This is a genomic window from Marinobacter sp. (assembly GCF_039977835.1).
Lineage (GTDB): Bacteria > Pseudomonadota > Gammaproteobacteria > Pseudomonadales > Oleiphilaceae > Marinobacter.
The window spans coordinates 1-20,143 of sequence record NZ_JBDWCL010000053.1; the positions used below are offsets into that span (position 1 = coordinate 1).

Here is a 20,143-nt window from a genome sequence, read left to right on the forward strand (position 1 = left end):
GCCTTATCTGGAGCACCTAAAAGTGCCATAGAGGCCAATCTGGACTCCCTGATGACCACCTAACGGTCAAACTCGGGAAACCAAGCGAACAGACAACGTTAAATAACGCCTGTCAGGTGCAAGTCCGACAGGCTGCTAGTGCTGTTTCCGATGCTCCGGCACCTGGTCCGCCTTAGCGTGGCGGACTCTGCCAGCTTCTGTGCCCACTACGGATCGGTCAGTGCGGGTACCTTTGCTGTTGCCCTGGCGTGGGTGGAGTCCCGCGGGTTGGCCACTGGCGGCCAGGTTACCCTGTATCTGGTATTGCTGGAGCTGCCGGCCATTCTGACCGGCCTTTGGTTGTACCGGCGCTATACTGTGGGTGCGGCCCAGACAGGCAGCAGTGGAACACCGCTGTGGCAGGAAACGCTGACAAATCGAAGCGTTGTCCTGCTGGTTGGCGGTGTCATTATTGGCATTCTCTATGGGCCGGACCAGGGTGACGGTGTCACCGCGCCGCTGACGGGTGCTTTCTCCCTGGTGCTGTCGCTGTTCCTGCTGGAGATGGGTCTGGTGGCTGCTGAAACCCTGCGGAAGATTCAGCTCCGCCACTGGCGGCTGATTGTCTTCGCCCTGTGCATCCCCTCGATCCTGGCCCTGCCCGGCCTGGCAACCGGCCTTTGGCTGGGGCTTGAGCCGGGTTCCATCGTGATACTGGGTGCGCTTACCGCCAGTGCCTCTTATATAGCCGCTCCGGTGGCCGTGCGCCACGCCATTCCAGAGGCGGATATCGGGCTGGCAATGCTGGCCTCGCTCGGTGTGACTTTCCCGTTCAATGTGTTGATTGGTATCGGTTTGTACAGCTATTTTCTGGAGGTTCTGACGGCCTAGGGACTGTTCCGAGAATGGGGTTTTCTGTTCATCCATGCAAACAGAGTTCTCGGATTTCAGGAATATCTGTCCATTAAGGGACAGGTTAGCCTGTAATCACATGGATGCGAAGGAGATCTTCTGGCATGAACATACTGATAGTACTGGCACATCCCGAGAGGGCATCGTTCAATGGCGGGCTGGTGGATGTGGCCATCGAAACGCTTTGTGGAGCTGGTCATAAAGTTGAAATAGACGATCTGTACGGTGAAGGTTTTGATCCGGTGGAGCGTGCTTCCTGGTACGGTGAGCGGGTGGACGAGGGCTATTTTGCAACCTTGACGGAACAACGGGCCCACTATGACGCGGGTCTATTGCCGGCAGATGTGCAGCGGGAGATTGCCCGGCTCGATTGGGCAGACCTGGTCATTTTCCAGTTCCCCCTGTGGTGGCACGCCCAGCCCGCTATTCTGAAAGGCTGGTTTGACCGGGTGCTAATTTATGGCGGGCTTTACTCGGGGCGCATGCGCTACGATCATGGCTATTTCCGGGGCAGGAAGGCGGTCTGCTCGGTGACTGCCGCTTCGCCGGAGCAGGCATTCATGCCCTTTGGTCGTGCCGGTAACATGGTAGAGTGGTTGTGGCCGATTCACTCCTCGCTTTACTACGTTGGGTACGAGGTGCTGGCACCCCAGGTCAGTTACGGCGTGCAGGGTGGCGGTATCAGCTACCAGGATGAGGGTAAATTCAGGGCACAGCTGGAAGTGATGAAAAACCGGTGGGCGTCCAGACTAATTGATCTGGATAACGAATGCCCGATTCCGTTTACCGGTTGGGATGACTGGGACGAGGCCGGCGTGCTCAGGCAATCCCATCCCATGCGCTGGCGGCTGTAGTAGCGTCTTGCAACGTAAATAGTAGTTACCTATCGAACAACTAAAAACAATCAATTTGAATGTTCTTGATTGGATCAATATATTGTTGATCTCAAGTTAGCCAATGCCTCAATTAACCAAATGGAGATAGTTTTTATGGGTATGATTAACAGCGAAATTCAGCCGTTCAACGCTACCGCTTTCAAACAGGGCGAGTTCGTTGAAATTTCCGAAGCCGATGTAAAAGGTAAGTGGGCGGTATTTTTCTTCTACCCGGCAGACTTCACTTTCGTATGCCCCACTGAACTGGGCGACGTTGCCGACAAGTATGAAGAACTGCAGAAACTGGGCGTGGAAGTGTTCTCCGTGTCCACTGACACCCACTTTACGCACAAGGCGTGGCACGACAGCTCCGAGACCATCGGCAAGATCAACTACTTCATGGTAGGCGACCAGACCGGCACCATCACCAACAACTTCGGTGTGATGCGTGAAGGCCAGGGCCTGGCAGACCGCGCTACCTTCCTGATCGATCCGGATGGTGTTATCCAGGCGATGGAAATCACTGCCGAAGGTATCGGCCGTGATGCAGACGACCTGCTGCGCAAGGTAAAAGCGGCCCAGTACGTTCGTAACCATCCTGGTGAAGTTTGCCCGGCCAAATGGAAAGAAGGCGAAGCTACTCTGGCTCCGTCCCTGGACCTGGTCGGCAAAATCTAAGGTTTTGGTCCCACTAAAACCTGTACGAGGGCCCGCTTTGCGGGCCTTCTTTGTTTCTATCTGGTTGATTTTCAGAGTCGAATAGCAAAGGCCTATCATATACTTTAGGTCAATTAATTTGATCACTACCTGGCTGGACCGTACCTTGGTTGCATATTCGATTCACGACTCAACCTGAGTTTGCACATTCAGTTTTACGATATCCGAAGGGGAACCGAGAGCATGTTGGACGCCAGTATCAAAGAGCAGTTGAAAGCCTACATGGAAAAGCTGCAGCAGCCGATCGAGCTGGTTGCAGCTTATGATGACAGCCCGAAGTCCCAGGAGCTGAAGCAGCTGCTGGATGAAATCGAGCCGATGTCGGACAAGATCAGCCAGCGTACCGACGACTCCGTGGATGTGCGTCGTCCCTCGTTTGCCATTAACCGTGTTGGCACCGATATTGGTGTTCGCTTCGCCGGTATTCCCATGGGCCATGAATTCACCTCACTGGTGCTGGCACTGTTGCAGGTAGGGGGGCATCCGTCCAAGGCGAGTCAGGATGTCATTGAGCAGGTCAAGGAACTGGACGGTGAGTTCGAGTTCGAAACCTACTTCTCCCTGTCGTGCCAGAACTGTCCGGATGTGGTTCAGGCATTGAACCTGATGAGCGTTCTTAATCCGAAAATCAAGCATACCGCCATCGACGGAGCTCTGTTCCAGGACGAAGTCGAGCAGCGGGAAGTCATGGCTGTGCCCAGCGTTTACCTCAATGGCAAGCCTTTTGACCAGGGCCGTATGACCCTGGAGCAGATTATCGCCAAGGTGGACACCGGTGCCGAAGCCCGCGAAGCGGAGAAGCTCAGGCACAAAGACCCGTTCGAGGTTCTGGTGATCGGCGGTGGCCCGGCGGGCTCCTCAGCCGCGATCTACGCGGCGCGTAAAGGTATTTCCACCGGCATTGCCGCCGAGCGCTTTGGCGGCCAGGTGGCTGACACCATGGGTATCGAGAATCTGATTTCCGTGCCCTACACCGAAGGCCCCAAGCTGGTGGCGGCCATGGAACAGCACGTCAAGGAGTACGACGTGGACATCATGAATCTGCAGCGTGCCGAAAAGTTGATTCCGGCCGCCAGCAAGGGCGGCCTCCATGAAGTACGCCTGGCCAATGGCGCTTCGCTGAAAAGCCGCACGCTGATCCTGTCCACCGGCGCCCGCTGGCGCCAGCTGGGTGTACCCGGCGAAGAAGAGTACCGAAATAAGGGCGTGGCTTATTGTCCGCACTGCGACGGTCCGTTGTTCAAGGGCAAGCGTGTGGCGGTGATCGGCGGTGGTAACTCGGGCGTGGAAGCGGCTATCGACCTGGCTGGTATCGTTGGCCACGTCACTCTGATTGAGTTCGGGGCGGAAATGCGGGCTGATGATGTGCTGCAGAAAAAGCTGCGCAGCCTGAAGAATGTGGAAATCATCACATCGGGCCAGACCACCGAAATCACCGGCGAGAATGGCAAGGTGAACGGCCTGCAGTACACCGACCGCACCACCGGTGACAGTCACCATGTGTCGCTGGAAGGCGTGTTTGTCCAGATCGGCCTGATCCCCAACACCGAGTGGCTGAAAGGCGACATCGAGCTGAGCCAGCACGGCGAGATCACTGTCGATGCCCGTGGCGAGACCTCAATACCGGGTGTCTTTGCCGCAGGGGACGCCACCACGGTGCCCTACAAGCAGATTGTGATTTCCATGGGTGACGGTTCCAAGGCCGCCCTGAGCGCCTTCGACTTCCTGATCCGTAACTCTGCTGACGAGAGCGAGGAAGAGGCGGCCTTAATGACCGCCTGAACACAGGTTCACACACGGCTGACCCCTAACTGACAGTTCGTGTTTTCAGCCCCGCTGTCCGGTTTCCGGATAACGGGGCTTTTTTTATGGCACGGGCAACAGGATCGGGGGCACGCTCTGAGGTAATAGGCATTGAAGCCTCGCTCAAAGAGAATACACTCGACTTCAGGAAGATTGAGTTAGCGAGCTAGATCGTTTCACACATCGTCAGGGAAATCCGGGAGGGATTTATGTTTCTCGCCGAAAAGTCTACCGGCCATATGATTGAGGTACTGGACACCAAGGAGTTGTTTGATCCCAATGAGACAACCGTTCAGGGCAGCCTGCACTTTGGCGAGGAAGCCCAGGACCCGGAGCGCTTCGACAAAGCCGGCCTGAACTTCCCGTCCGGGGAATCCCTGCCGCTTTGCTGGACGGACCCGGACTATCGCAGAAGGTGATCCGGGCCTCGTGCAATTCATCCCTGTCGTCCGGGTTAGTCCGTCATGTTTGAGGGGATGAGTTACACCGACATGGCTGGGCAGGTTGTCAGCCTGATTGCCCTGGGCTTCTGCATCGTGGGCTTCGCCAGCAAGCGGGATGACCGCCTGATGGTGCTGCTGATATCCGCCAATGTGGCCTTTGCAACACAGTTTGCCCTGTTTGGCAGCTGGACGGCAGCTATCCTGAGCCTGCTGGTGATTGGCCGCATCGTGCTGGCCCGGCGCTATCTGGGCAACTGGAAGGTGATGCTGGCGGTACTGGCAGTGAACCTGCTGGCGGCGGCACTGACCTGGCGCAGCCCGGTGGACTTCTTCGCTATCGCCGCTGCCATTTTCGGGACCGTGGGCATGTTCATGCTCCGCGGCATTCCCATGCGGCTGATGTTGATGGCTGCCGCCATTGCCTGGATGCTGAATAACATCGTTATCGGCTCGGTGGGTGGCACGCTGGCGGAAGGCATGGTGGTGGTGACCAACGCCATCACTATTTTCCGGCTTGCCCGGATGAAACGCCGTTACCCGGAAGTGTTTGAAAACCTGAAGTAGCCCGGCTTATAGCCGGGCGCCTTCGAACCCCTTCAGTACGTTCACCACGTTCACGCCGATGGCATCCACGTCATACCCGCCTTCCATGGTAAACAGCGTTGGCAGATTCAGTTTTCCCAGCCGGTCCCCCATCAGCAGATAGTCAGCGGACGTCAGTTTGAAGAAGGAAATAGGATCGTCCTCGAAGGTGTCCACGCCCAGGGCAACGACCAGGGCGTCTGGTTGAAAGGCCTCTATCTTGCGGCAGGCGGTTTCCAGGCCCTCTCGCCAGACGGAGAAAGGTGTGCCGGGTGGATAGACGATGTTCAGGTTAAAACCTTCGCCGGCGCCTTCCCCGGCCTCGTCCTCAAACCCGAGGAAGTGCGGAAACACCAGGTCCGGGTCACCGTGCACGCTGATGGTCATTACATCATCCCGCGAGTAGAAAATGCTCTGAGTACCATTACCGTGATGAAAATCCACATCCAGCACGGCTACTCGCCTGGAGCCCTGATCCCGGAAGGCCTGGGCGGATATGGCCGCGTTGTTGAAGAAGCAGTAGCCACCGAACAGGTCAGCGTGGGCATGGTGGCCGGGCGGGCGACACAGTGCGAAGGCCGCAGGCTCTCCCTTGGCTACCAGTGCCTGTGCGCTCAGCGCGACATTGGCAGAGGCACAGGCGGCGTCCCAGGTGCCTTCGGTGATAGAGGTTTCGGCGGCGAAGCTGTAGTAACCCAGGCGACCATCAATGTCTTTCGGTACCCGGTGTCGCATGCCGCGGCCAGGCCAGACGGCAGGGATGGCTTCACCGGGTTTGCCCTCGGCGGTCCAGTCGGCCCAGCTGGCCCTGAGAAAGTCCACGTAATCCCGGGTATGTACGCGGAGTACCGGCTCCAGGCCAAACTCCTGTGGTTGCAGAACCTCTCCCAGCTCTTCCTGTATCACCCGGGCCAGTATGGTCTCTGCCCGTGACGGCTTCTCATGCGGCGCGATCAGAATGCCGCCGTCCAACTCTGTTGTGGCTGTCCGGCGGTTGTGCAACGGCGAAAAAACGGTTTTCATGGGAAGATAACCCGTGTTGATGTCAGTGAGTCAGGTAGTTTGGGCTGCTGACAGTATATTGCCCAACACACCAAACAACGAATCAAGTCACAGGAATCCGTCATGAAAATCGCTGTCTTTTGTGGCTCCAGTCGGGGTAATGACCAAAGTTTTGCTGAAGCCGCCAGTGAGTTCGGCACCTATATGGCCAGCCAGGGTATGGACCTGGTCTTCGGTGGCGGCAAGGTGGGGCTGATGGGCGTGGTTGCCGATGCCGTGCTGGCCGGTGGTCGCGAGGTGTACGGCGTTATTCCCGAATCCCTGCGTGACCGGGAACTGGCCCACCAGGGCCTGACCCGGCTGGATGTGGTGGCCTCCATGCACGAGCGCAAGGCACTGATGGCAGACATGGCGGATGCGTTTGTGGCCCTGCCCGGCGGCCCGGGCACCATGGATGAGATCTTCGAAGCCTGGACCTGGGGTCAGCTGGGCTATCACAACAAACCCTGCGCGTTCTACAACGTCGACGGCTACTACGACGAGTTGCTGGCGTTTATCCGCAAGATGTCCGGCGCTGGCTTCCTGAGGTCCGAATACGCGGCTATGTTGATTGTGGAACAGCAACCGGATGCTCTGGTATCGGCCCTGAGAAACTATCAGCCACCCGCCCGTAAATGGTCGTAAAGCCTGTGGAGGCCCAGGGCTTCTCCCTGCTGTTACGCTCCTTCGGTCATAAGCTGAAAAAAATATTAACATTTGATATCACCGGGCGGGGGAATGGGGGCTTATAATAGAGATCTATTATCCATCATTGGTTGATTCTGGATGCCTCCGCTGTTCCGAAAATCTCCTCGCCGGAGAGGCCCGTCAAAGATTGTGGCCAGCCGTCGCCAGGTGGATATTCCTGCTTCACGGGCTTGCGTCGGTATGCATGTGGTCGAATTGGATCGGCCATGGGAGCAGGTTCCTGTCCTGTTTCAGAGCTTTGTAATTACCCACCCCGAACAGGCGGAAACCCTGCGCACTCATTGCCAGTGGATTACTGTGGAACGCACAGCCTGGACAGAACAGATTGCTCAGGAAGCGATTGCCCACCTCAAAGCGACAGCGGCCGGGTCCGATTTTGAGGCAAAGAAGCCGCTCGCTGACGAGTTACCTCACGCTAACCGCCGCTACCGCGAGGCCCAGAAGTACATTGACGAGTTGCTGGATAGCGTGGCGAAAGGGAACGAGTTGCCCCTGGAAGACGCACGAACGGTCGTCCGGAACTGCATCAGTAGCATCAACAGCAATCCCAACGCGATGTTCTGGCTGACCCGCATTCGCCACCGGGATGCCTATACAGCTGAGCATTGCGTAAGGGTGGGGATCCTCACCATTACCTTCGGTCGTTTCATCGGCCTTGATATAAACGATCTGGAAACCGTCGGCCTTTGCGGCATACTCCATGACGTAGGCAAGATGCGCGTACCTCCAGAAGTTCTGAATAAGCCTGGGGCCCTCACCTCGGAGGAATGGGAAATCATGCGTGCTCATCCAGAACTCGGGTTTAAGTTGCTGAGTTCAGATCACCAGCTGGAGCCCGCTGTCCTGCAGGCAGCGCTTTCCCACCACGAGCGGCTGGACGGCAAGGGTTATCCGCATGCCCTGGAAGCGTCTGCCATCACCCGGTTCACGAGAATGGTTACAATTGTCGATGCATATGATGCGATGACCTCTGACCGTGTATATCGAAAAGGTATGCCCACCTCAGAGGCACTGGCAATTCTGTACAAGCATCGGGGCAACCAGTTTGACGAGCAGCTGGTAGAAGCTTTTATTCGCATGATCGGCATCTACCCGCCCGGCTCGCTGGTTGAACTGCACACGGGGGAAGTGGCCGTGGTACTGGCCACCAGCCCCCGCAAAAAGCTACTCCCACTGGTGGAAGTGGTACTGGACCGGGAGGGGAATCCCTGCCTGCCCCGGGTGCTCAACCTGAGCGAGAACCCGGAAGACGGGGAAGGCCTGACCTATGCCATCCGCAAAACGTTGCCAGACGGGGCTTCGGGCTTCAGTCTTGCGGAACACATTCGCCACCAGAGCGATCCCGCCCAGCCTCAGCCGGGGGTCAAACCAGAGTTCCGTTGAGTATCGTCGGCCCCTCCTGAAAAGCTATCAGCCACCCGCCCATAAATGGTCGTAAAGCCTCTGGAGGCTCAGGTTTTCTGCGGCCAGTGAGCGCGAGGTTACGCAGATGGCACCGCACGCGGCAGCGAGTTGAAGGCAGGTTTGCAGGCTTTGGCCTTCCAGGTAGCCGGTCAGAAAACCACTGAAGAAGGCATCGCCGGCGCCGTTGGTGTCCCGCACCTCGGCGACCGGAAACGCCGGCTGCTCGAGCCAGTCCCCGTTCCGGCTGAGCAGGGTGGCGCCGTCAGCACCATGGGTGCAAACCACCAGCTCCTTGCCCTCCCCAATCATCTTTTCCATAAATCCCCGATAGTCCGCCAGGTTGTCACTGGACAGGAAAATCACATCGGCGGCATCAATAAACGGCTGGTGATGAGGGTTCTGGCCATCGTAGTCGTGCAGATCGGTCCACACCTGCTTGCCCGCGTTCCGGGCTAATGCCAGGGCCGGCTTCGCATAGCCCAGGATATTGACCACTACCAGCTCACACTTCTCCATGGCAGTGCACACCGGGGCCCAATCAACCGTTGCCGGTTCGGCAGGTGCCTGCACGAACAGGGAGACCCGCCCGCCATGCGGGTCCATCAGGTTCACGTGCTGTTCGGTGGGTGTATCGATTGTTTCAACCAACAGCTCAATTCCCGGCACACTCAGCGCACTGCCGGCAAAGGCCGCCTCCTGATCCCGCCCCAGGAGGGCGTGCAGCATGACGGGACGTCCCAGAGCGGAGAGATTCAGTGCCTTGCCGGCGCCGGTACTGCCCAGGGTTCTGTAACTCTCGTTGGGCCAGATGGTCTGCGGTACAGGCTGTGGCAGCGCATCAAGCTGAATTACGGTGTCCACGGAGACACCACCGATGATCAGTATGGGTTTGTTCATGAGTCCGGAACCTTAACGAAAAGATCCGATAATCCTACCCACTATTCTATTGGCCCGGCTCCTCCCCGTGGCTACGCCCCTGGGTGTTCTTGTACCCGGAGTTACACGGACGCGTTCGCAAAACTCCAGGCAAAGGGCGCGAAATCCTTGTAAGTATCCGATACTGTTGAGGGTGAATTCGAGCGTGATGGAGTTATACTCGATCATGGAAGGGAATTCGGCGGGCCAGGAGGCTCCTTGGTTCGAGATTACAGATGATCTGCCTCAGCATGCAGAGTATGACTGAGGCAGGGATAACCAGCCGCGTAGGCGGTCGCTGGACTTCCCCCACCTCAGTAGACACGCATCGATAACTCCTCAACAGGAGAAGAACGATGCCGAAGATGATCACGGGGAATCCTGTTCCGTTACCGAGGAGAAGCCCTTGCGTCTTGTCTGGACAATATTTTTGGTTCTGGGCGCCATAGCGATGACGGGGTACGCCCACTGGCAGCTATATCGTCAGATAACGTCTCTTCCCCAACGTTGGCTTGGTCACATACTGCTAACTGTTGTGGCGGCCAGCTTTGCGTGGGTTGTCTCAGCCGTCTACATGGGCGCTGAAGAAGGCGGCGGGCTGGCGGCGTTTTTGACCGCCTTTGGGGTGGCCCACGTGCCGCCGGGCATCGTGTTGTTCCTGAAACAACAGGAAAAGCGGTAAATAGCACCTGAATTTCGCTGGCTTTGGAGTTACGAAGAAGTAAGCATGACCATCCCTGTGAAGAATATAACGGACCCCGAGGTCTCCTGCTCAAATTGCCAGGCCTGCTGTTGCCGGCTGGAAGTCATGATCATCTCTGACACCGGTGTTCCCGCACGGCATATTGCTGTGGATGAATGGGGCGGGGAAACCATGCGGAGGCTGGAGGATGGCTGGTGCTCGGCGATAGACCGGGATACGTTCATGTGTACGATTTATGAAAACCGGCCCTGGATCTGTCGGGAGTTTGAAATGGGATCTGATGAATGCCTGGATGAACGAGCAGCGATATCGTTATCGCTGTGCTAGTTGCCTGCACCTTCGCGTCGAATTGAGCTATTAAAACTGGCCGAAGCGGCGCCGGATTCCCCGCTTCGGGCCAATTTCCCCTTTTCCTGTCCTGGGCTATTCTCAAACCATTGGCGTGGGCTACCACGTTGAAGTGTTGATAAAAACAATAACAGCCGCGGCAAGGGTAGGTATGAGCAAGCAGCATGTAGACGTATTGATTGTCGGTGCCGGTGTATCCGGCATTGGTATGGCCTGTCACCTCAAGCGTGAGTGCCCGGGCAAGTCGTTCACCATTCTCGAGCGCCGGGACTCCCTGGGCGGTACCTGGGACCTTTTCCGTTATCCCGGCATCCGTTCTGATTCTGACATGTACACCTTCGGCTATAATTTCCGCCCCTGGACAAGTGGCAAAGTGCTGGCGGACGGCCCCTCCATCAAGCAGTACGTGAGTGAAACCGCATCAGAAAACGATATTGAAAAGCACATCCAGTATGGTATCGCGGTTAAACGTGCAGAATGGTCCGGTACCGACAAGTGCTGGACAGTGACGGCAGTGCAAGAGGCAAGTGGTGAATCTCTCACATTCACCGCCGGCTTCATGATCGGCTGCACGGGTTATTACAACTATGATGCCGGCTACAAGCCGGACTTTCCCGGCGAGGAACGTTTCAAGGGCCAGATTGTGCACCCTCAGCACTGGCCGGAACGTCTGGACTACGCCGGCAAGCGCGTGGTGGTTATTGGCAGCGGTGCCACGGCGATAACCCTGGTACCCACCATGGCGGAAGAAGCTGAACACGTCACCATGCTGCAGCGCTCGCCCTCCTATCTGATGCCGCTGCCGTCAAACGACAAGGTAGCGATGTTCTTCCAGAAAATGCTGCCCGCAAAATCTGCCTATCGCCTGACCCGTGCGCGGAATGTGGCCGTTGCCCGTTTCCTGTACAACCGGTCGCGCAAGAACCCGGCCATCATACGCCGGCTGATGCTGGGGCTGGTACGCAAGCAGCTGGACGGCAAGGCCGACATGCACCACTTCTCGCCCAGTTACAATCCCTGGGACCAGCGCCTGTGCGTGGTCAAGGACGGTGACCTGTTCGGGGCCATTCGCTCTGGCAAGGCCTCCGTTGTGACTGATCATATCGAGACCTTTACGGAGCTGGGCATCCGGTTGAAATCCGGCGAGGAGCTGAAGGCTGATATCATCATTCCTGCCACGGGGCTGGATATCCAGATGCTCGGGGGCATGGACCTGGTGGTTAATGGCCAGCCGGTGGTTCTGCGGGACAAGGTTATCTACAAGAACGTGATGGTTGAAGGCGTGCCCAATGCCGGCATGATTTTCGGTTACACCAATATTTCCTGGACCCTGAAAGTGGATATTGCCGCGGAGTACCTGTGCCGTCTGCTGAACTATATGGATGCCCGTGGCAATCGTGTGTGTGTTCCCCGGGATACTGGCGACAGCCGCGGCGAAGGCACGGTGATGGGCGGGCTGGACTCAGGATACATTCGCCGTGCCGATGATCGCCTTCCACGCCAGGGAACCTACGGCCCCTGGAAGGTTACCCAGAACTACGTGGCAGACGTAAAGACCCTGAGATTCGGGCCGATTGAAGACGGTTATCTGGAGTTCGACGGCATCCGTCCGTTGGCCCGCGATGCCACCCACGCGGGCTTTCTGCGGCCGCTGAAGTCTGCCCTGTTTGGTTCCTGAGACCGGGCCGCCCATCCGGTCACATTTGGAAGTACACTTTGTCCGGATTCTGTGGCAGGCTCGTTTCTCGTTTTGGAACAGGCAAAGAAGTATGTCCGGCAGTAAAAACAAGAACAACAGGCCTTTGTGGCACCCCGCATTCTGGTCGTCGTGGTTTCTGGTCTTCACGCTGTATCTGCTCTCCCTGCTGCCGATGCCGGCCAAGCAGCGTCTTGGCCGGCGGCTGGGCTGTTTTCTGGAAGGCAGGCTGAAATCCCGGGCCAGAGTAGCCAACACCAACATTGCGACCTGTTTTCCTGAGCTGGACGCAGCGGCCCGCCAACAACTGGTTCAGGATAATTTCGTTGCCTGTACCCGTGGTTTTTTGGAAAGCATCCACGCCTGGTGGCGGGACATGTCGGGCTTTTGTGAGCACGCTGAAGTACACGGACTGGAGCACCTGAAAGAAGCCCAGGCCAGGGGCAAGGGTGTTCTGCTGATTGGCGGCCACTACAGTATTTTTGATTTTGCGTTGCCGTTGATTGCCTGCCACCTGAAAAAACCCGGTTACATGTACCGGCCCAACAACAATCCGGTGATTGATCGCATGATCGAAAATGGCCGCCGGCGCCATTTCGGTATCCGGCCCTTTACCAAGCGTGAGTTGCGGCCGCTGGTGTCGTTCCTCAAAAAAGGTGGTGAAGTCTGGTTTGCCTGCGACCAGGATTTCGGCAAGAAGACCGAGCTTTTTGTGCCGTTCTTCGGCACTGATGCCGGGTGTATCACCTCTCCCAGTTACATTGCCAAGGTGTCCGGGGCATCGGTCATTTGTGTCAGCCATCTGCGAATGCCCGATGGCAACTACCGCGTTGTCTTCTCACCGATACAGGAGGCCTTTGGCGCGGATAAGCAAACTGATACGGAAATCTGGAGTCGCTATATCGAGGACACCATCCGCGAACAGCCGGACCAGTACCTGTGGTTGCATAAACGCTTCAAGACCCGTCCCGAGGGTGCTGAGAAAGTCTATTGAGGCCGGGTAATTCTCATCGTGCTGACCTATGCTCTGGGGACGTTATTTCAACAATAGGAGCGCCCAATGTTTGCAGGATACAAGCGGCTGATTTTGATGGTAGTGCTGAGCCTTCCCCTGTCAGTGATGGCTGCCGAGGGTATGGTGACGATAAAAAGTAACTACAGCACCGAAGCCACGGCAGACAAGCTGGAGGCGGTGCTTGAAGAAAAAGGCATGACTGTGATGAACCGTATCAATCATGCCGAAGGTGCCAAAAAAGCGGGGCTGGAATTGAGGTCCACCGAAGTGGTGATTTTCGGGAACCCGAAGGTAGGCACGCCGCTGATGCAGTGCGCCCAGAGCGTCGCCATTGATCTGCCGCAGAAAGCGCTCATATGGGAGGACAGCGAAGGGGTTGTCTGGCTTGGCTATAACGACCCCGAGTACCTCAAGCAGCGCCATGATATCGAGGGCTGCGACGAGGTTATCGAAAAAGTGAAGGGCGCGCTCGAAAACTTTGCCAAAGCGGCGACGGAATGAGCCCCCCTGTCATGGCTGGCGGGACATCCGGTGTTATCAGGGGCGCGGGCCCATCATGCGTTCCAGAGCCTGCGGATTGGGCAGACCCTGCACCATGGTGATTTTCCCGTCCTCTCCCCTATAGAGGGTGCTGGGTGTTGCCTGCAGGCCCAATTCCTGCATCAGACTGTTGTTGGCTTTTACCTCGAGATGAGCCGCACTTACGCGCTTGCGATCTACCTCAATCCCTCCCTGCTCGAACGAAGTCTGGTGCTTCTGCATTGCTGATTCGGGATCTTCGCTGCCGAGAATGGTGGCTGCTTTGGTCAGGCTATCTTCTTTGAGAATACCGACCATGATGTGGCGTAGCTGTACCTTGCCGGCGTCGATCCAGGGCGCGGCCTGCTGACGGAAACGATGACAATAAGGACAATTGGGGTCGGTGAAGGTGTAAATGACAGTGTCTGCGTTTTTGTCACCGTCACGGACCCAGTTGCTGTCTTCCAGTTCCGGCCAGGCGCTTTCGAATTTGGGGCCCACCACGAGTTCCTGGATACTGGCCTCGCTCAGGTTGTTGCCGTCCTTGTCCAGCATCGTGCCAACGATCACGTGATCACCATCAGGGGTCAGATAGAATGCCAACGAACGCCCCCGCATTTCACCAACATAACCGGTTAAGCCACCGGGCGCCTCAAAACTTTCTATAACCTCCACTCCCTGTTGCTCCAGGTTTTGAATTGCCGGTGGAAGGTCTTCGGCCTGCGCACTGGTTGCAATAACCGCGGTGGACAGCAATGCATAGGGCATGACTCGTTTCAGGAGTTTCAAGGTCATTGGGTTACCTCTTGCGACGGTACAGGTTCGGAATGGCTGGCCTCGAAGCGTTCAAGGCCTCTAGCCAGGCCGGCTTTTGAGAGTTCTCCCATGTGGCTGTCCACCATTTGGCCCCGGGCGTTATAGAACAGCGTGGTTGGCAGGCCCTGGCTGCCGATCGCACGGCCGAAGCCACCCTGGCGATCGCTGAGCACATGGTCCAGATCCAGGTTTTGCTCACTCAGAAACTGGTTGATGGTTTCCGGGTGCTCGCCCTGGTTGGCGAAGATAAAGTTGATACCCGTGTAGCGGTCCTGGGCTTCCTCCAGCACCGGCATTTCGCGAATGCAGGGCGGGCACCAGGTGGCCCAGAGGTTTACTACCATGGGCTGTCCCCCGGTAATGGCATCCAGGCTGACCGGTTGCCCGTTCAGGTCTGTCAGGGCAACGTCGGGCATCCCCCGGCTCTGGTTGTCGATTAGCGCAATTGCGCCGGTGGTGAAGCCCCAGGTCATCAGGCCTGCCGCCACAGCGAATCCCAGTGGCCGCCGGATGTTGGTCCGCCGCCACAGCAGGTAGCTGGTGAAAACCAGCGCCACCACCAGGCCAGAGACCACGTCGAAGCCGCCATCGCGAATGTCGATGATGCCCAGCCAGTCGCCCTGATAGTGTTCAAAGTAGCGCACGACAAAGCCGAGCCGTGCGCCAACCATGGCGGCGAGGAAAATATCTGCCAAGGCGCCGGAGATCGGGAGGTTTTCCTTACGGCCAGCCAATGCCCCGACAATGAGGGCCACAACAAAAGCCAGAATCAGCAACAGGTGTCCAATGGAAAGGCTGAAGGGACCAACGCCTACACTGAGCATGACTTCTCCGGTCATCGGGGTGGATTTTTGCTTTCAGTACGGCGGCTAGTGACCAGTGAGAGGGACGAGAGTTCCCTTTTTCACTGAAAAATAAAAAGCATCCTACTCAAAACCACCTATGGCTATTTCCCGGACCCTCTGTTAACGTGCTTTCCATCCTGCCTCTAGGGATTTCCGCAGTTCAAGGCATTAAGCCCCGTGCGAACCATCCATACGACCTGTCAGAGGACGTCACCCCGTTAACGGTGGGTGGCCGTAGTCGTCTTTTATTCCATGAATCTTCATGGCATCTGCCCGCATTCGCCGATAACGGTGTTCGTGGAGGCAGAATAATCAAGAGTTGATCCAATATGAGTTTTTCTTCACTCGGTCTGTCCGAGCAACTGGTCCGTGCCACTACCGACCAGGGTTACGAAACCCCATCACCCATTCAGGCCAAGGCCATTCCCGCCGTACTTTCCGGCAGGGACGTGATGGCGGCTGCCCAGACGGGCACCGGTAAAACCGCAGGGTTCACTCTGCCATTGCTGCAGCGCCTTGCGGAAAACCCCCGTACAGGCAAGGGTCCCCGTGTACTGATCCTGGCGCCCACCCGTGAGCTTGCAGCGCAGGTGCACGACAGTGTGGCCCTGTACAGCCGGTACATGCCTACCAAGTCCGCCGTGGTATTCGGTGGGGTGAAAATCAATCCGCAGATGATGAAGCTGCGCAAGGGCCTGGACGTACTGGTGGCTACACCCGGTCGCCTGATGGACCTGTATCAGCAGAACGCGGTTCGCTTCAACGAAGTGGAGATTCTGGTTCTGGACGAAGCTGACCGCATGCTGGACATGGGGTTCATCCGCGACATCCGCAAGATTCTCGCTCTGTTGCCGGCCAAGCGCCAGAACCTGCTGTTCTCCGCCACCTTCTCCAACGAGATCCGTACGCTGGCGGAAGGCCTGCTGGATAACCCGGTTCAGGTGGAAGTGGCGGCGCGGAACACCGCAGCGGAAAGCATCAAGCAGTCTGTCTACCCGGTCGACCAGAGCCAGAAAACCGCCCTGCTGAGCAAGCTGGTACGTGACAATGGCTGGGAACAGGTTCTGGTGTTTACCCGTACCAAGCATGGCGCCAACCGTCTGACCCAGAAACTGGAGCGTGACGGTATTACTGCTGCTGCTATCCATGGCAACAAGTCACAGGGTGCCCGCACCCGTGCCCTGGCGGATTTCAAGCAGGGTGAAGTGCGCGTTCTGGTGGCAACCGATATCGCGGCCCGTGGCCTGGACATCAAGCAGCTGCCTCAGGTGGTGAACTTCGAGCTGCCCAACGTGCCCGAAGACTATGTTCACCGCATTGGCCGTACCGGTCGTGCCGGTGAAAGCGGCCATGCGCTGTCACTGGTCAGCGCCGACGAAGGCAAGATGCTGGCGGGTATTGAAAGGCTGATCAAGAAGCAGTTGCCGCGCAAGAGCGTGGAGGGTTTTGAGCCCACCAACAACTTGCCACTGAAGCCCAAGGCCAAGGCCGACCCCAGCCGCGCCCGGAATCGGAACGGTGGTGGCAATAATGGCAAACCAGCGGGCAATAGCCGCAGCTTTGGCGGCAAGCCGGGTGGTCGCAGTGGTGGCCGTAGTCAGAATGGTAACGGTGGTCAGGCAAAGCGCTCACCGCAGCGCGAAACTGCCTGATACTGCTTTCTCCAATAAAAAGGCGGGGTCCTGAGGCCCCGCACTGGAGGACGTGCCTTCCGGAAACCCACAGACCGTGAGGTTTCCGGCGGGCACGAATCAGAACTTGTAGGTAAAGCCTACCATGTAAACCATGGGGTCGATTTCGACGTCCGTTGTGATTTCGCCCACTTCGGTATCGCCGGCCAGTGCTGTGATTGTCGCATCGGTTTCAAGATCTACCCACCAAATGGCCGCGTTCAGACCAAAGTTTCTGCTCAGCATGTAGTCCACGCCCAACTCCAGGGCCACGCCAACGCTGTCATCCAGCTCCAGTTTCGAGCCGTCAACAGTGCCCGCAGGCGTGCCGAAGTTTGCCTGTGCAACGGAATCAATCACGGTGTCCAATCGGCCGCTGGTCTTTTCTTCAAAGAACGTTGTGTAATTGACGCCAAGGCCGGCATAGGGCTGGAAGCGGGATGCGCTGTCCATAGGGAAATATTGCAGAGTCAGCGTCGGCGGCAGGTGCTTGGTTTCGGCCAGTTTGCCAAAGCTGCTCAGGCCGTCAGCACCACTGATGTCGTGCTTGAACGGGGTTGCAGCCAGAAGACCAACGCCAATGTGGGGCGTAAGCATATAAGTAGCCGTGATGCCGAACTGGGTGTTGGAGTCGACGGCCACACCAGTACCCGGCAGCGCGAGATTCTGGCCAGCCAGCGGGCCTTTACCCGTGAATGCCAGGTCGCTGCTGGAATCATCCGGAGCGACGTGTGCGGGGCCAACCCGTAACATGAAATCACCAGCTTCATAGGCCTGGGCAAAGGGTGCGGAAGCCAGAATGCTGGCAGTCAGAATACCTAGGGTGAACGTGCGGGACATCGCCATCTCCTTGAACCTGAATAGTAGATGGCTACAGGTTAATCACTGCGGAGACTGGAAACTTGATATAGCGCAAATGCACCAGGTCTTGAAGGCCGAGTTCGACAGGGGATTGATGCAACTCAAAAAAGTAAGAAGAGAGTAGTTCTACGCCTTGTCAGCCCGTCTTCTTTTTGCTGTCTGACGCCTTGCGAGCGGAGCCGCCATCACCTTCCGGAACAAAGACGTCCCTTACAGACAGAGGGTTGCCATCGGCGTCCTGCACTTCCACCTGGCGAATGGTTTGCCCGGTTTCACGATCCCTGAGATCCAGCGGCGCCTGGTCTGGTGCCGGATTCCACTTATCACCCCACTGGCGCAGGGCTATCACGATGGGGAAGAGGTCGCGGCCTTTTTCTGTCAGGCGGTATTCGAAGCGTGAGCCGTGCTCACCAACCTCCACCTTTTTAAGAACCTGATTGTCCACTAACCGTGCCAGCCGGTCACAAAGAATATTGCGGGCGATACCCAACTCTTGCTGGAAGTCGACAAAGCGGCGCGTGCCATACATGGCGTGCAGCACTACAAGCAGGGACCACCAGTCCCCCACTTCATTCAGGGCACGGGCGACGGAGCAGCTGGAGTCATCAAAACGTTTTCTGGCCATAATCTGAAGTGTACCTAATAGGGTTGCATTTTAAAACCAGATTGAATAAGGTTGCTTAAAGAAACCAGATTAGTGAGGTTGCGATCTATCATGAGCATGAACCTTGGCCCCCTGTTTGAGCCTTTTGAAATCCATAATCTGACCCTGCGCAACCGCGTTGCCATGGCACCGATGACCCGTAATTTTTCGCCGGGTAATGCACCGAACCAGGATGTGGTGGATTATTACCGTCGCCGAGCGGAAGGTGGGGTGGGCCTGCTGATCACCGAAGGCACCACGGTGAATCACCCCGGTGCCAATGGTTACCCGAACGTGCCGTTTTTCCATGGCGACACGGCCCTTTCTGGCTGGAAGGATGTGGTGGACGCTGTTCACGAAGCCGGTGGCGCCATCTTCCCTCAGCTCTGGCACGTCGGCGCAGTTCGCAAGGAAGGCACGGAGCCGGACCCGAAAGTGCCGGGTTACAGCCCTTCAGGGCTTTTCGCGCCAGGCAAGCCCAATGGCAAGGCCATGAGCAAGGAGGACATTGACGACGTGATCAATGCCTTCGCCGACGCTGCCCAGGATGCGAAAGCGCTGGGTTTCGACGGGGTAGAGATTCACGGTGCCCACGGCTATCTGCTGGACCAGTTCCTTTGGGAAGGCACCAACCAGCGCGACGACGAGTACGGCGGCAGCATGGAAAACCGCCTGCGCTTTGTGGTTGAAATCATTGAGGCGGTGCGCCACCGCGTGGGCCCGGAGTTCCCCATTATGCTGCGTTTTTCCCAATGGAAGCAGCAGGACTACGAGGCGAAACTTGTTAATTCGCCCGAGGAACTGGAGCAGTTCCTGAAGCCGTTGGTGGAAGCCGGTGTTGATATTTTCCACGCCTCCACACGCCGCTTCTGGGAGCCGGAGTTCGAGGGATCAAACCTCAATCTTGCGGGTTGGACCCAGAAGCTGTCCGGAAAACCGACGATGTCTGTCGGCAGTGTCGGGCTGACCGAAGACTTTATCAGCGGCACCTTTGCCAGTAAGAAGGAAGCTGTGGAGCAATCCGGCATCGACGAGCTCGTCGAGCGCATGAACAACAACGAGTTCGAACTCATCGCCGTGGGTCGGGCCCTGTTGCAGGACCCGGAATGGCTGGTCAAAGTGAAGGAAGGCCGTATTGGTGAGGTGGAACCCTTTGCGAAGAAGTCGCTGGCGCAGCTCTACTGAAATACAATGCGTTGACGCTAAGCCCCGGCCAGATGCCGGGGCTTTTTTGTGTCTTTCCGGGCTGTAATTTAACCTTCAGTCAAAACCCGTATGATTGATGTACTGATTAACAACAGAAGGGATACACCATGAGGTCTGTTACATCTTTCTTTGCCTTCGTCCTGCTTGTTTTGTCGATAACTCTTACCGGCTGCGCCACCGTCGGCCACGACTTCGCCACCCACAATGTGGACCAGATCGAGATCGGCGAAACCACCCGCTCAGACATCCAGGAGATGTTTGGCGAGCCCTGGCGTACCGGTATTGAGGATGGCAAGCGTACGTGGACCTATGGCAAGTACCGCTGGTCCGCCTTTGGTGACGCTGAAACCACCGATCTGGTCGTACGGTTCAACCAGGATGGCACCGTGTCCTCCTACGTCTACAACACCACCGAGTAACTGTCGGACTTTCCGGAGACAGT

At 57.2% G+C, this 20,143-nt stretch carries 22 protein-coding genes; 16 read left to right on the forward strand and 6 right to left on the reverse strand.

Going from position 1 to position 20,143, the window contains the following annotated elements:
- The first annotated feature begins 138 nt into the window (after positions 1–138).
- The 6 genes from ABJM11_RS16035 (at position 139) to ABJM11_RS16060 (ending at position 5,293) form a co-directional block, all read left to right on the forward strand.
- The gene (locus tag ABJM11_RS16035; protein WP_348296614.1) at positions 139–870 is read left to right on the forward strand and encodes a sodium-dependent bicarbonate transport family permease; all 732 of its coding nucleotides are present in this window, start codon (positions 139–141) and stop codon (positions 868–870) included.
- Between the two features lie 125 nt (positions 871–995).
- Complete coding sequence (locus ABJM11_RS16040) at positions 996–1,745, forward strand: NAD(P)H-dependent oxidoreductase (protein ID WP_348296615.1); 750 nt, start codon at positions 996–998, stop codon at positions 1,743–1,745.
- Positions 1,746–1,880: 135 nt separating this feature from the next.
- Entirely contained in the window at positions 1,881–2,444 is a 564-nt protein-coding gene (ahpC, locus tag ABJM11_RS16045) for an alkyl hydroperoxide reductase subunit C (RefSeq protein WP_348296616.1), read from the forward strand.
- 222 nt (positions 2,445–2,666) lie between these two features.
- Positions 2,667–4,265 carry an alkyl hydroperoxide reductase subunit F gene (gene ahpF, locus ABJM11_RS16050; RefSeq protein ID WP_348296617.1) on the forward strand — a complete coding sequence of 533 codons (1,599 nt, stop codon included), beginning with the start codon at positions 2,667–2,669 and terminating at the stop codon, positions 4,263–4,265.
- Between the two features lie 230 nt (positions 4,266–4,495).
- Complete coding sequence (locus tag ABJM11_RS16055; RefSeq protein WP_348296618.1) at positions 4,496–4,705, forward strand: acetyltransferase; 210 nt, start codon at positions 4,496–4,498, stop codon at positions 4,703–4,705.
- Between the two features lie 45 nt (positions 4,706–4,750).
- Positions 4,751–5,293, forward strand: coding sequence for a YgjV family protein (locus ABJM11_RS16060; protein WP_348296619.1), 543 nt, complete (start codon positions 4,751–4,753; stop codon positions 5,291–5,293).
- Positions 5,294–5,299: 6 nt separating this feature from the next.
- Here the strand turns inward: ABJM11_RS16060 and ABJM11_RS16065 are convergent, their stop codons facing one another.
- Positions 5,300–6,334, reverse strand: a complete 1,035-nt coding sequence (locus tag ABJM11_RS16065) for a histone deacetylase family protein (RefSeq protein WP_348296620.1) — start codon at positions 6,332–6,334, stop codon at positions 5,300–5,302.
- A gap of 102 nt (positions 6,335–6,436) precedes the next feature.
- On the opposite strand from ABJM11_RS16065, the gene ABJM11_RS16070 reads away from it, so the two are divergent.
- Complete coding sequence (locus tag ABJM11_RS16070; RefSeq protein ID WP_348296621.1) at positions 6,437–6,997, forward strand: TIGR00730 family Rossman fold protein; 561 nt, start codon at positions 6,437–6,439, stop codon at positions 6,995–6,997.
- Between the two features lie 141 nt (positions 6,998–7,138).
- Positions 7,139–8,443, forward strand: a complete 1,305-nt coding sequence (locus ABJM11_RS16075; RefSeq protein WP_348296622.1) for an HD-GYP domain-containing protein — start codon at positions 7,139–7,141, stop codon at positions 8,441–8,443.
- A gap of 27 nt (positions 8,444–8,470) precedes the next feature.
- On the opposite strand, the gene ABJM11_RS16080 is transcribed toward ABJM11_RS16075, so the two are convergent.
- Positions 8,471–9,361 (reverse strand): carbohydrate kinase family protein, encoded by an 891-nt coding sequence (locus ABJM11_RS16080; RefSeq protein WP_348296623.1) that lies wholly within the window; start codon positions 9,359–9,361, stop codon positions 8,471–8,473.
- 424 nt (positions 9,362–9,785) lie between these two features.
- Between ABJM11_RS16080 and ABJM11_RS16085 the strand changes: the two genes are divergently transcribed.
- The 5 genes from ABJM11_RS16085 (at position 9,786) to ABJM11_RS16105 (ending at position 13,642) form a co-directional block, all read left to right on the forward strand.
- Positions 9,786–10,061 carry a hypothetical protein gene (locus tag ABJM11_RS16085; protein ID WP_348296624.1) on the forward strand — a complete coding sequence of 92 codons (276 nt, stop codon included), beginning with the start codon at positions 9,786–9,788 and terminating at the stop codon, positions 10,059–10,061.
- 45 nt (positions 10,062–10,106) lie between these two features.
- On the forward strand, positions 10,107–10,409 hold the full coding sequence (locus tag ABJM11_RS16090) for a YkgJ family cysteine cluster protein (protein ID WP_348296625.1): 303 nt from the start codon (positions 10,107–10,109) through the stop codon (positions 10,407–10,409).
- 172 nt (positions 10,410–10,581) lie between these two features.
- Entirely contained in the window at positions 10,582–12,108 is a 1,527-nt protein-coding gene (locus ABJM11_RS16095) for an NAD(P)/FAD-dependent oxidoreductase (protein ID WP_348296626.1), read from the forward strand.
- A gap of 91 nt (positions 12,109–12,199) precedes the next feature.
- Complete coding sequence (locus tag ABJM11_RS16100) at positions 12,200–13,120, forward strand: lysophospholipid acyltransferase family protein (RefSeq protein WP_348296627.1); 921 nt, start codon at positions 12,200–12,202, stop codon at positions 13,118–13,120.
- Between the two features lie 66 nt (positions 13,121–13,186).
- Positions 13,187–13,642: a DUF302 domain-containing protein gene (locus ABJM11_RS16105; protein ID WP_348296628.1), complete on the forward strand. Its 456-nt coding sequence runs from the start codon at positions 13,187–13,189 to the stop codon at positions 13,640–13,642.
- Between the two features lie 36 nt (positions 13,643–13,678).
- On the opposite strand, the gene dsbG is transcribed toward ABJM11_RS16105, so the two are convergent.
- Both dsbG and ABJM11_RS16115 read right to left on the reverse strand, forming a co-directional pair.
- Positions 13,679–14,455, reverse strand: coding sequence for a thiol:disulfide interchange protein DsbG (gene dsbG / locus ABJM11_RS16110; RefSeq protein WP_348296629.1), 777 nt, complete (start codon positions 14,453–14,455; stop codon positions 13,679–13,681).
- Positions 14,452–15,300: a TlpA disulfide reductase family protein gene (locus ABJM11_RS16115; RefSeq protein ID WP_348296630.1), complete on the reverse strand. Its 849-nt coding sequence runs from the start codon at positions 15,298–15,300 to the stop codon at positions 14,452–14,454. Before ABJM11_RS16115 ends, dsbG begins: the two co-directional genes overlap by 4 nt.
- A gap of 350 nt (positions 15,301–15,650) precedes the next feature.
- Between ABJM11_RS16115 and ABJM11_RS16120 the strand changes: the two genes are divergently transcribed.
- The gene (locus ABJM11_RS16120) at positions 15,651–16,973 is read left to right on the forward strand and encodes a DEAD/DEAH box helicase (protein WP_348296631.1); all 1,323 of its coding nucleotides are present in this window, start codon (positions 15,651–15,653) and stop codon (positions 16,971–16,973) included.
- A 99-nt stretch (positions 16,974–17,072) separates the two neighbouring features.
- Here ABJM11_RS16120 and ABJM11_RS16125 read toward each other — a convergent pair whose 3' ends face one another.
- Both ABJM11_RS16125 and ABJM11_RS16130 read right to left on the reverse strand, forming a co-directional pair.
- Complete coding sequence (locus ABJM11_RS16125) at positions 17,073–17,831, reverse strand: OmpW family outer membrane protein (protein WP_348296632.1); 759 nt, start codon at positions 17,829–17,831, stop codon at positions 17,073–17,075.
- Positions 17,832–17,988: 157 nt separating this feature from the next.
- Positions 17,989–18,477: a helix-turn-helix domain-containing protein gene (locus tag ABJM11_RS16130; protein ID WP_348296633.1), complete on the reverse strand. Its 489-nt coding sequence runs from the start codon at positions 18,475–18,477 to the stop codon at positions 17,989–17,991.
- A 90-nt stretch (positions 18,478–18,567) separates the two neighbouring features.
- On the opposite strand from ABJM11_RS16130, the gene ABJM11_RS16135 reads away from it, so the two are divergent.
- Together ABJM11_RS16135 and bamE are read left to right on the forward strand one after the other, a co-directional pair.
- Entirely contained in the window at positions 18,568–19,680 is a 1,113-nt protein-coding gene (locus tag ABJM11_RS16135) for an NADH:flavin oxidoreductase (protein ID WP_348296634.1), read from the forward strand.
- A 128-nt stretch (positions 19,681–19,808) separates the two neighbouring features.
- Entirely contained in the window at positions 19,809–20,120 is a 312-nt protein-coding gene (gene bamE, locus ABJM11_RS16140; protein WP_348296635.1) for an outer membrane protein assembly factor BamE, read from the forward strand.
- Positions 20,121–20,143 lie beyond the last annotated feature (23 nt).

Excerpts from the sequence above, each read along its gene's own strand:
- bamE (WP_348296635.1), top strand. The coding sequence starts at position 19,809 with ATGAGGTCTGTTACATCTTTCTTTGCCTTCGTCCTGCTTGTTTTGTCG.
- ABJM11_RS16115 (WP_348296630.1), bottom strand. The coding sequence starts at position 15,300 with ATGCTCAGTGTAGGCGTTGGTCCCTTCAGCCTTTCCATTGGACACCTG.
- ABJM11_RS16120 (WP_348296631.1), top strand. The coding sequence starts at position 15,651 with ATGAGTTTTTCTTCACTCGGTCTGTCCGAGCAACTGGTCCGTGCCACT.
- ABJM11_RS16130 (WP_348296633.1), bottom strand. The coding sequence starts at position 18,477 with ATGGCCAGAAAACGTTTTGATGACTCCAGCTGCTCCGTCGCCCGTGCC.
- ABJM11_RS16135 (WP_348296634.1), top strand. The coding sequence starts at position 18,568 with ATGAGCATGAACCTTGGCCCCCTGTTTGAGCCTTTTGAAATCCATAAT.
- ABJM11_RS16040 (WP_348296615.1), top strand. The coding sequence starts at position 996 with ATGAACATACTGATAGTACTGGCACATCCCGAGAGGGCATCGTTCAAT.
- ABJM11_RS16055 (WP_348296618.1), top strand. The coding sequence starts at position 4,496 with ATGTTTCTCGCCGAAAAGTCTACCGGCCATATGATTGAGGTACTGGAC.
- ABJM11_RS16060 (WP_348296619.1), top strand. The coding sequence starts at position 4,751 with ATGTTTGAGGGGATGAGTTACACCGACATGGCTGGGCAGGTTGTCAGC.
- ABJM11_RS16075 (WP_348296622.1), top strand. The coding sequence starts at position 7,139 with ATGCCTCCGCTGTTCCGAAAATCTCCTCGCCGGAGAGGCCCGTCAAAG.
- ABJM11_RS16065 (WP_348296620.1), bottom strand. The coding sequence starts at position 6,334 with ATGAAAACCGTTTTTTCGCCGTTGCACAACCGCCGGACAGCCACAACA.
- ABJM11_RS16080 (WP_348296623.1), bottom strand. The coding sequence starts at position 9,361 with ATGAACAAACCCATACTGATCATCGGTGGTGTCTCCGTGGACACCGTA.
- ahpF (WP_348296617.1), top strand. The coding sequence starts at position 2,667 with ATGTTGGACGCCAGTATCAAAGAGCAGTTGAAAGCCTACATGGAAAAG.
- ABJM11_RS16100 (WP_348296627.1), top strand. The coding sequence starts at position 12,200 with ATGTCCGGCAGTAAAAACAAGAACAACAGGCCTTTGTGGCACCCCGCA.
- ahpC (WP_348296616.1), top strand. The coding sequence starts at position 1,881 with ATGGGTATGATTAACAGCGAAATTCAGCCGTTCAACGCTACCGCTTTC.
- ABJM11_RS16125 (WP_348296632.1), bottom strand. The coding sequence starts at position 17,831 with ATGTCCCGCACGTTCACCCTAGGTATTCTGACTGCCAGCATTCTGGCT.
- ABJM11_RS16070 (WP_348296621.1), top strand. The coding sequence starts at position 6,437 with ATGAAAATCGCTGTCTTTTGTGGCTCCAGTCGGGGTAATGACCAAAGT.
- dsbG (WP_348296629.1), bottom strand. The coding sequence starts at position 14,455 with ATGACCTTGAAACTCCTGAAACGAGTCATGCCCTATGCATTGCTGTCC.
- ABJM11_RS16105 (WP_348296628.1), top strand. The coding sequence starts at position 13,187 with ATGTTTGCAGGATACAAGCGGCTGATTTTGATGGTAGTGCTGAGCCTT.
- ABJM11_RS16095 (WP_348296626.1), top strand. The coding sequence starts at position 10,582 with ATGAGCAAGCAGCATGTAGACGTATTGATTGTCGGTGCCGGTGTATCC.
- ABJM11_RS16090 (WP_348296625.1), top strand. The coding sequence starts at position 10,107 with ATGACCATCCCTGTGAAGAATATAACGGACCCCGAGGTCTCCTGCTCA.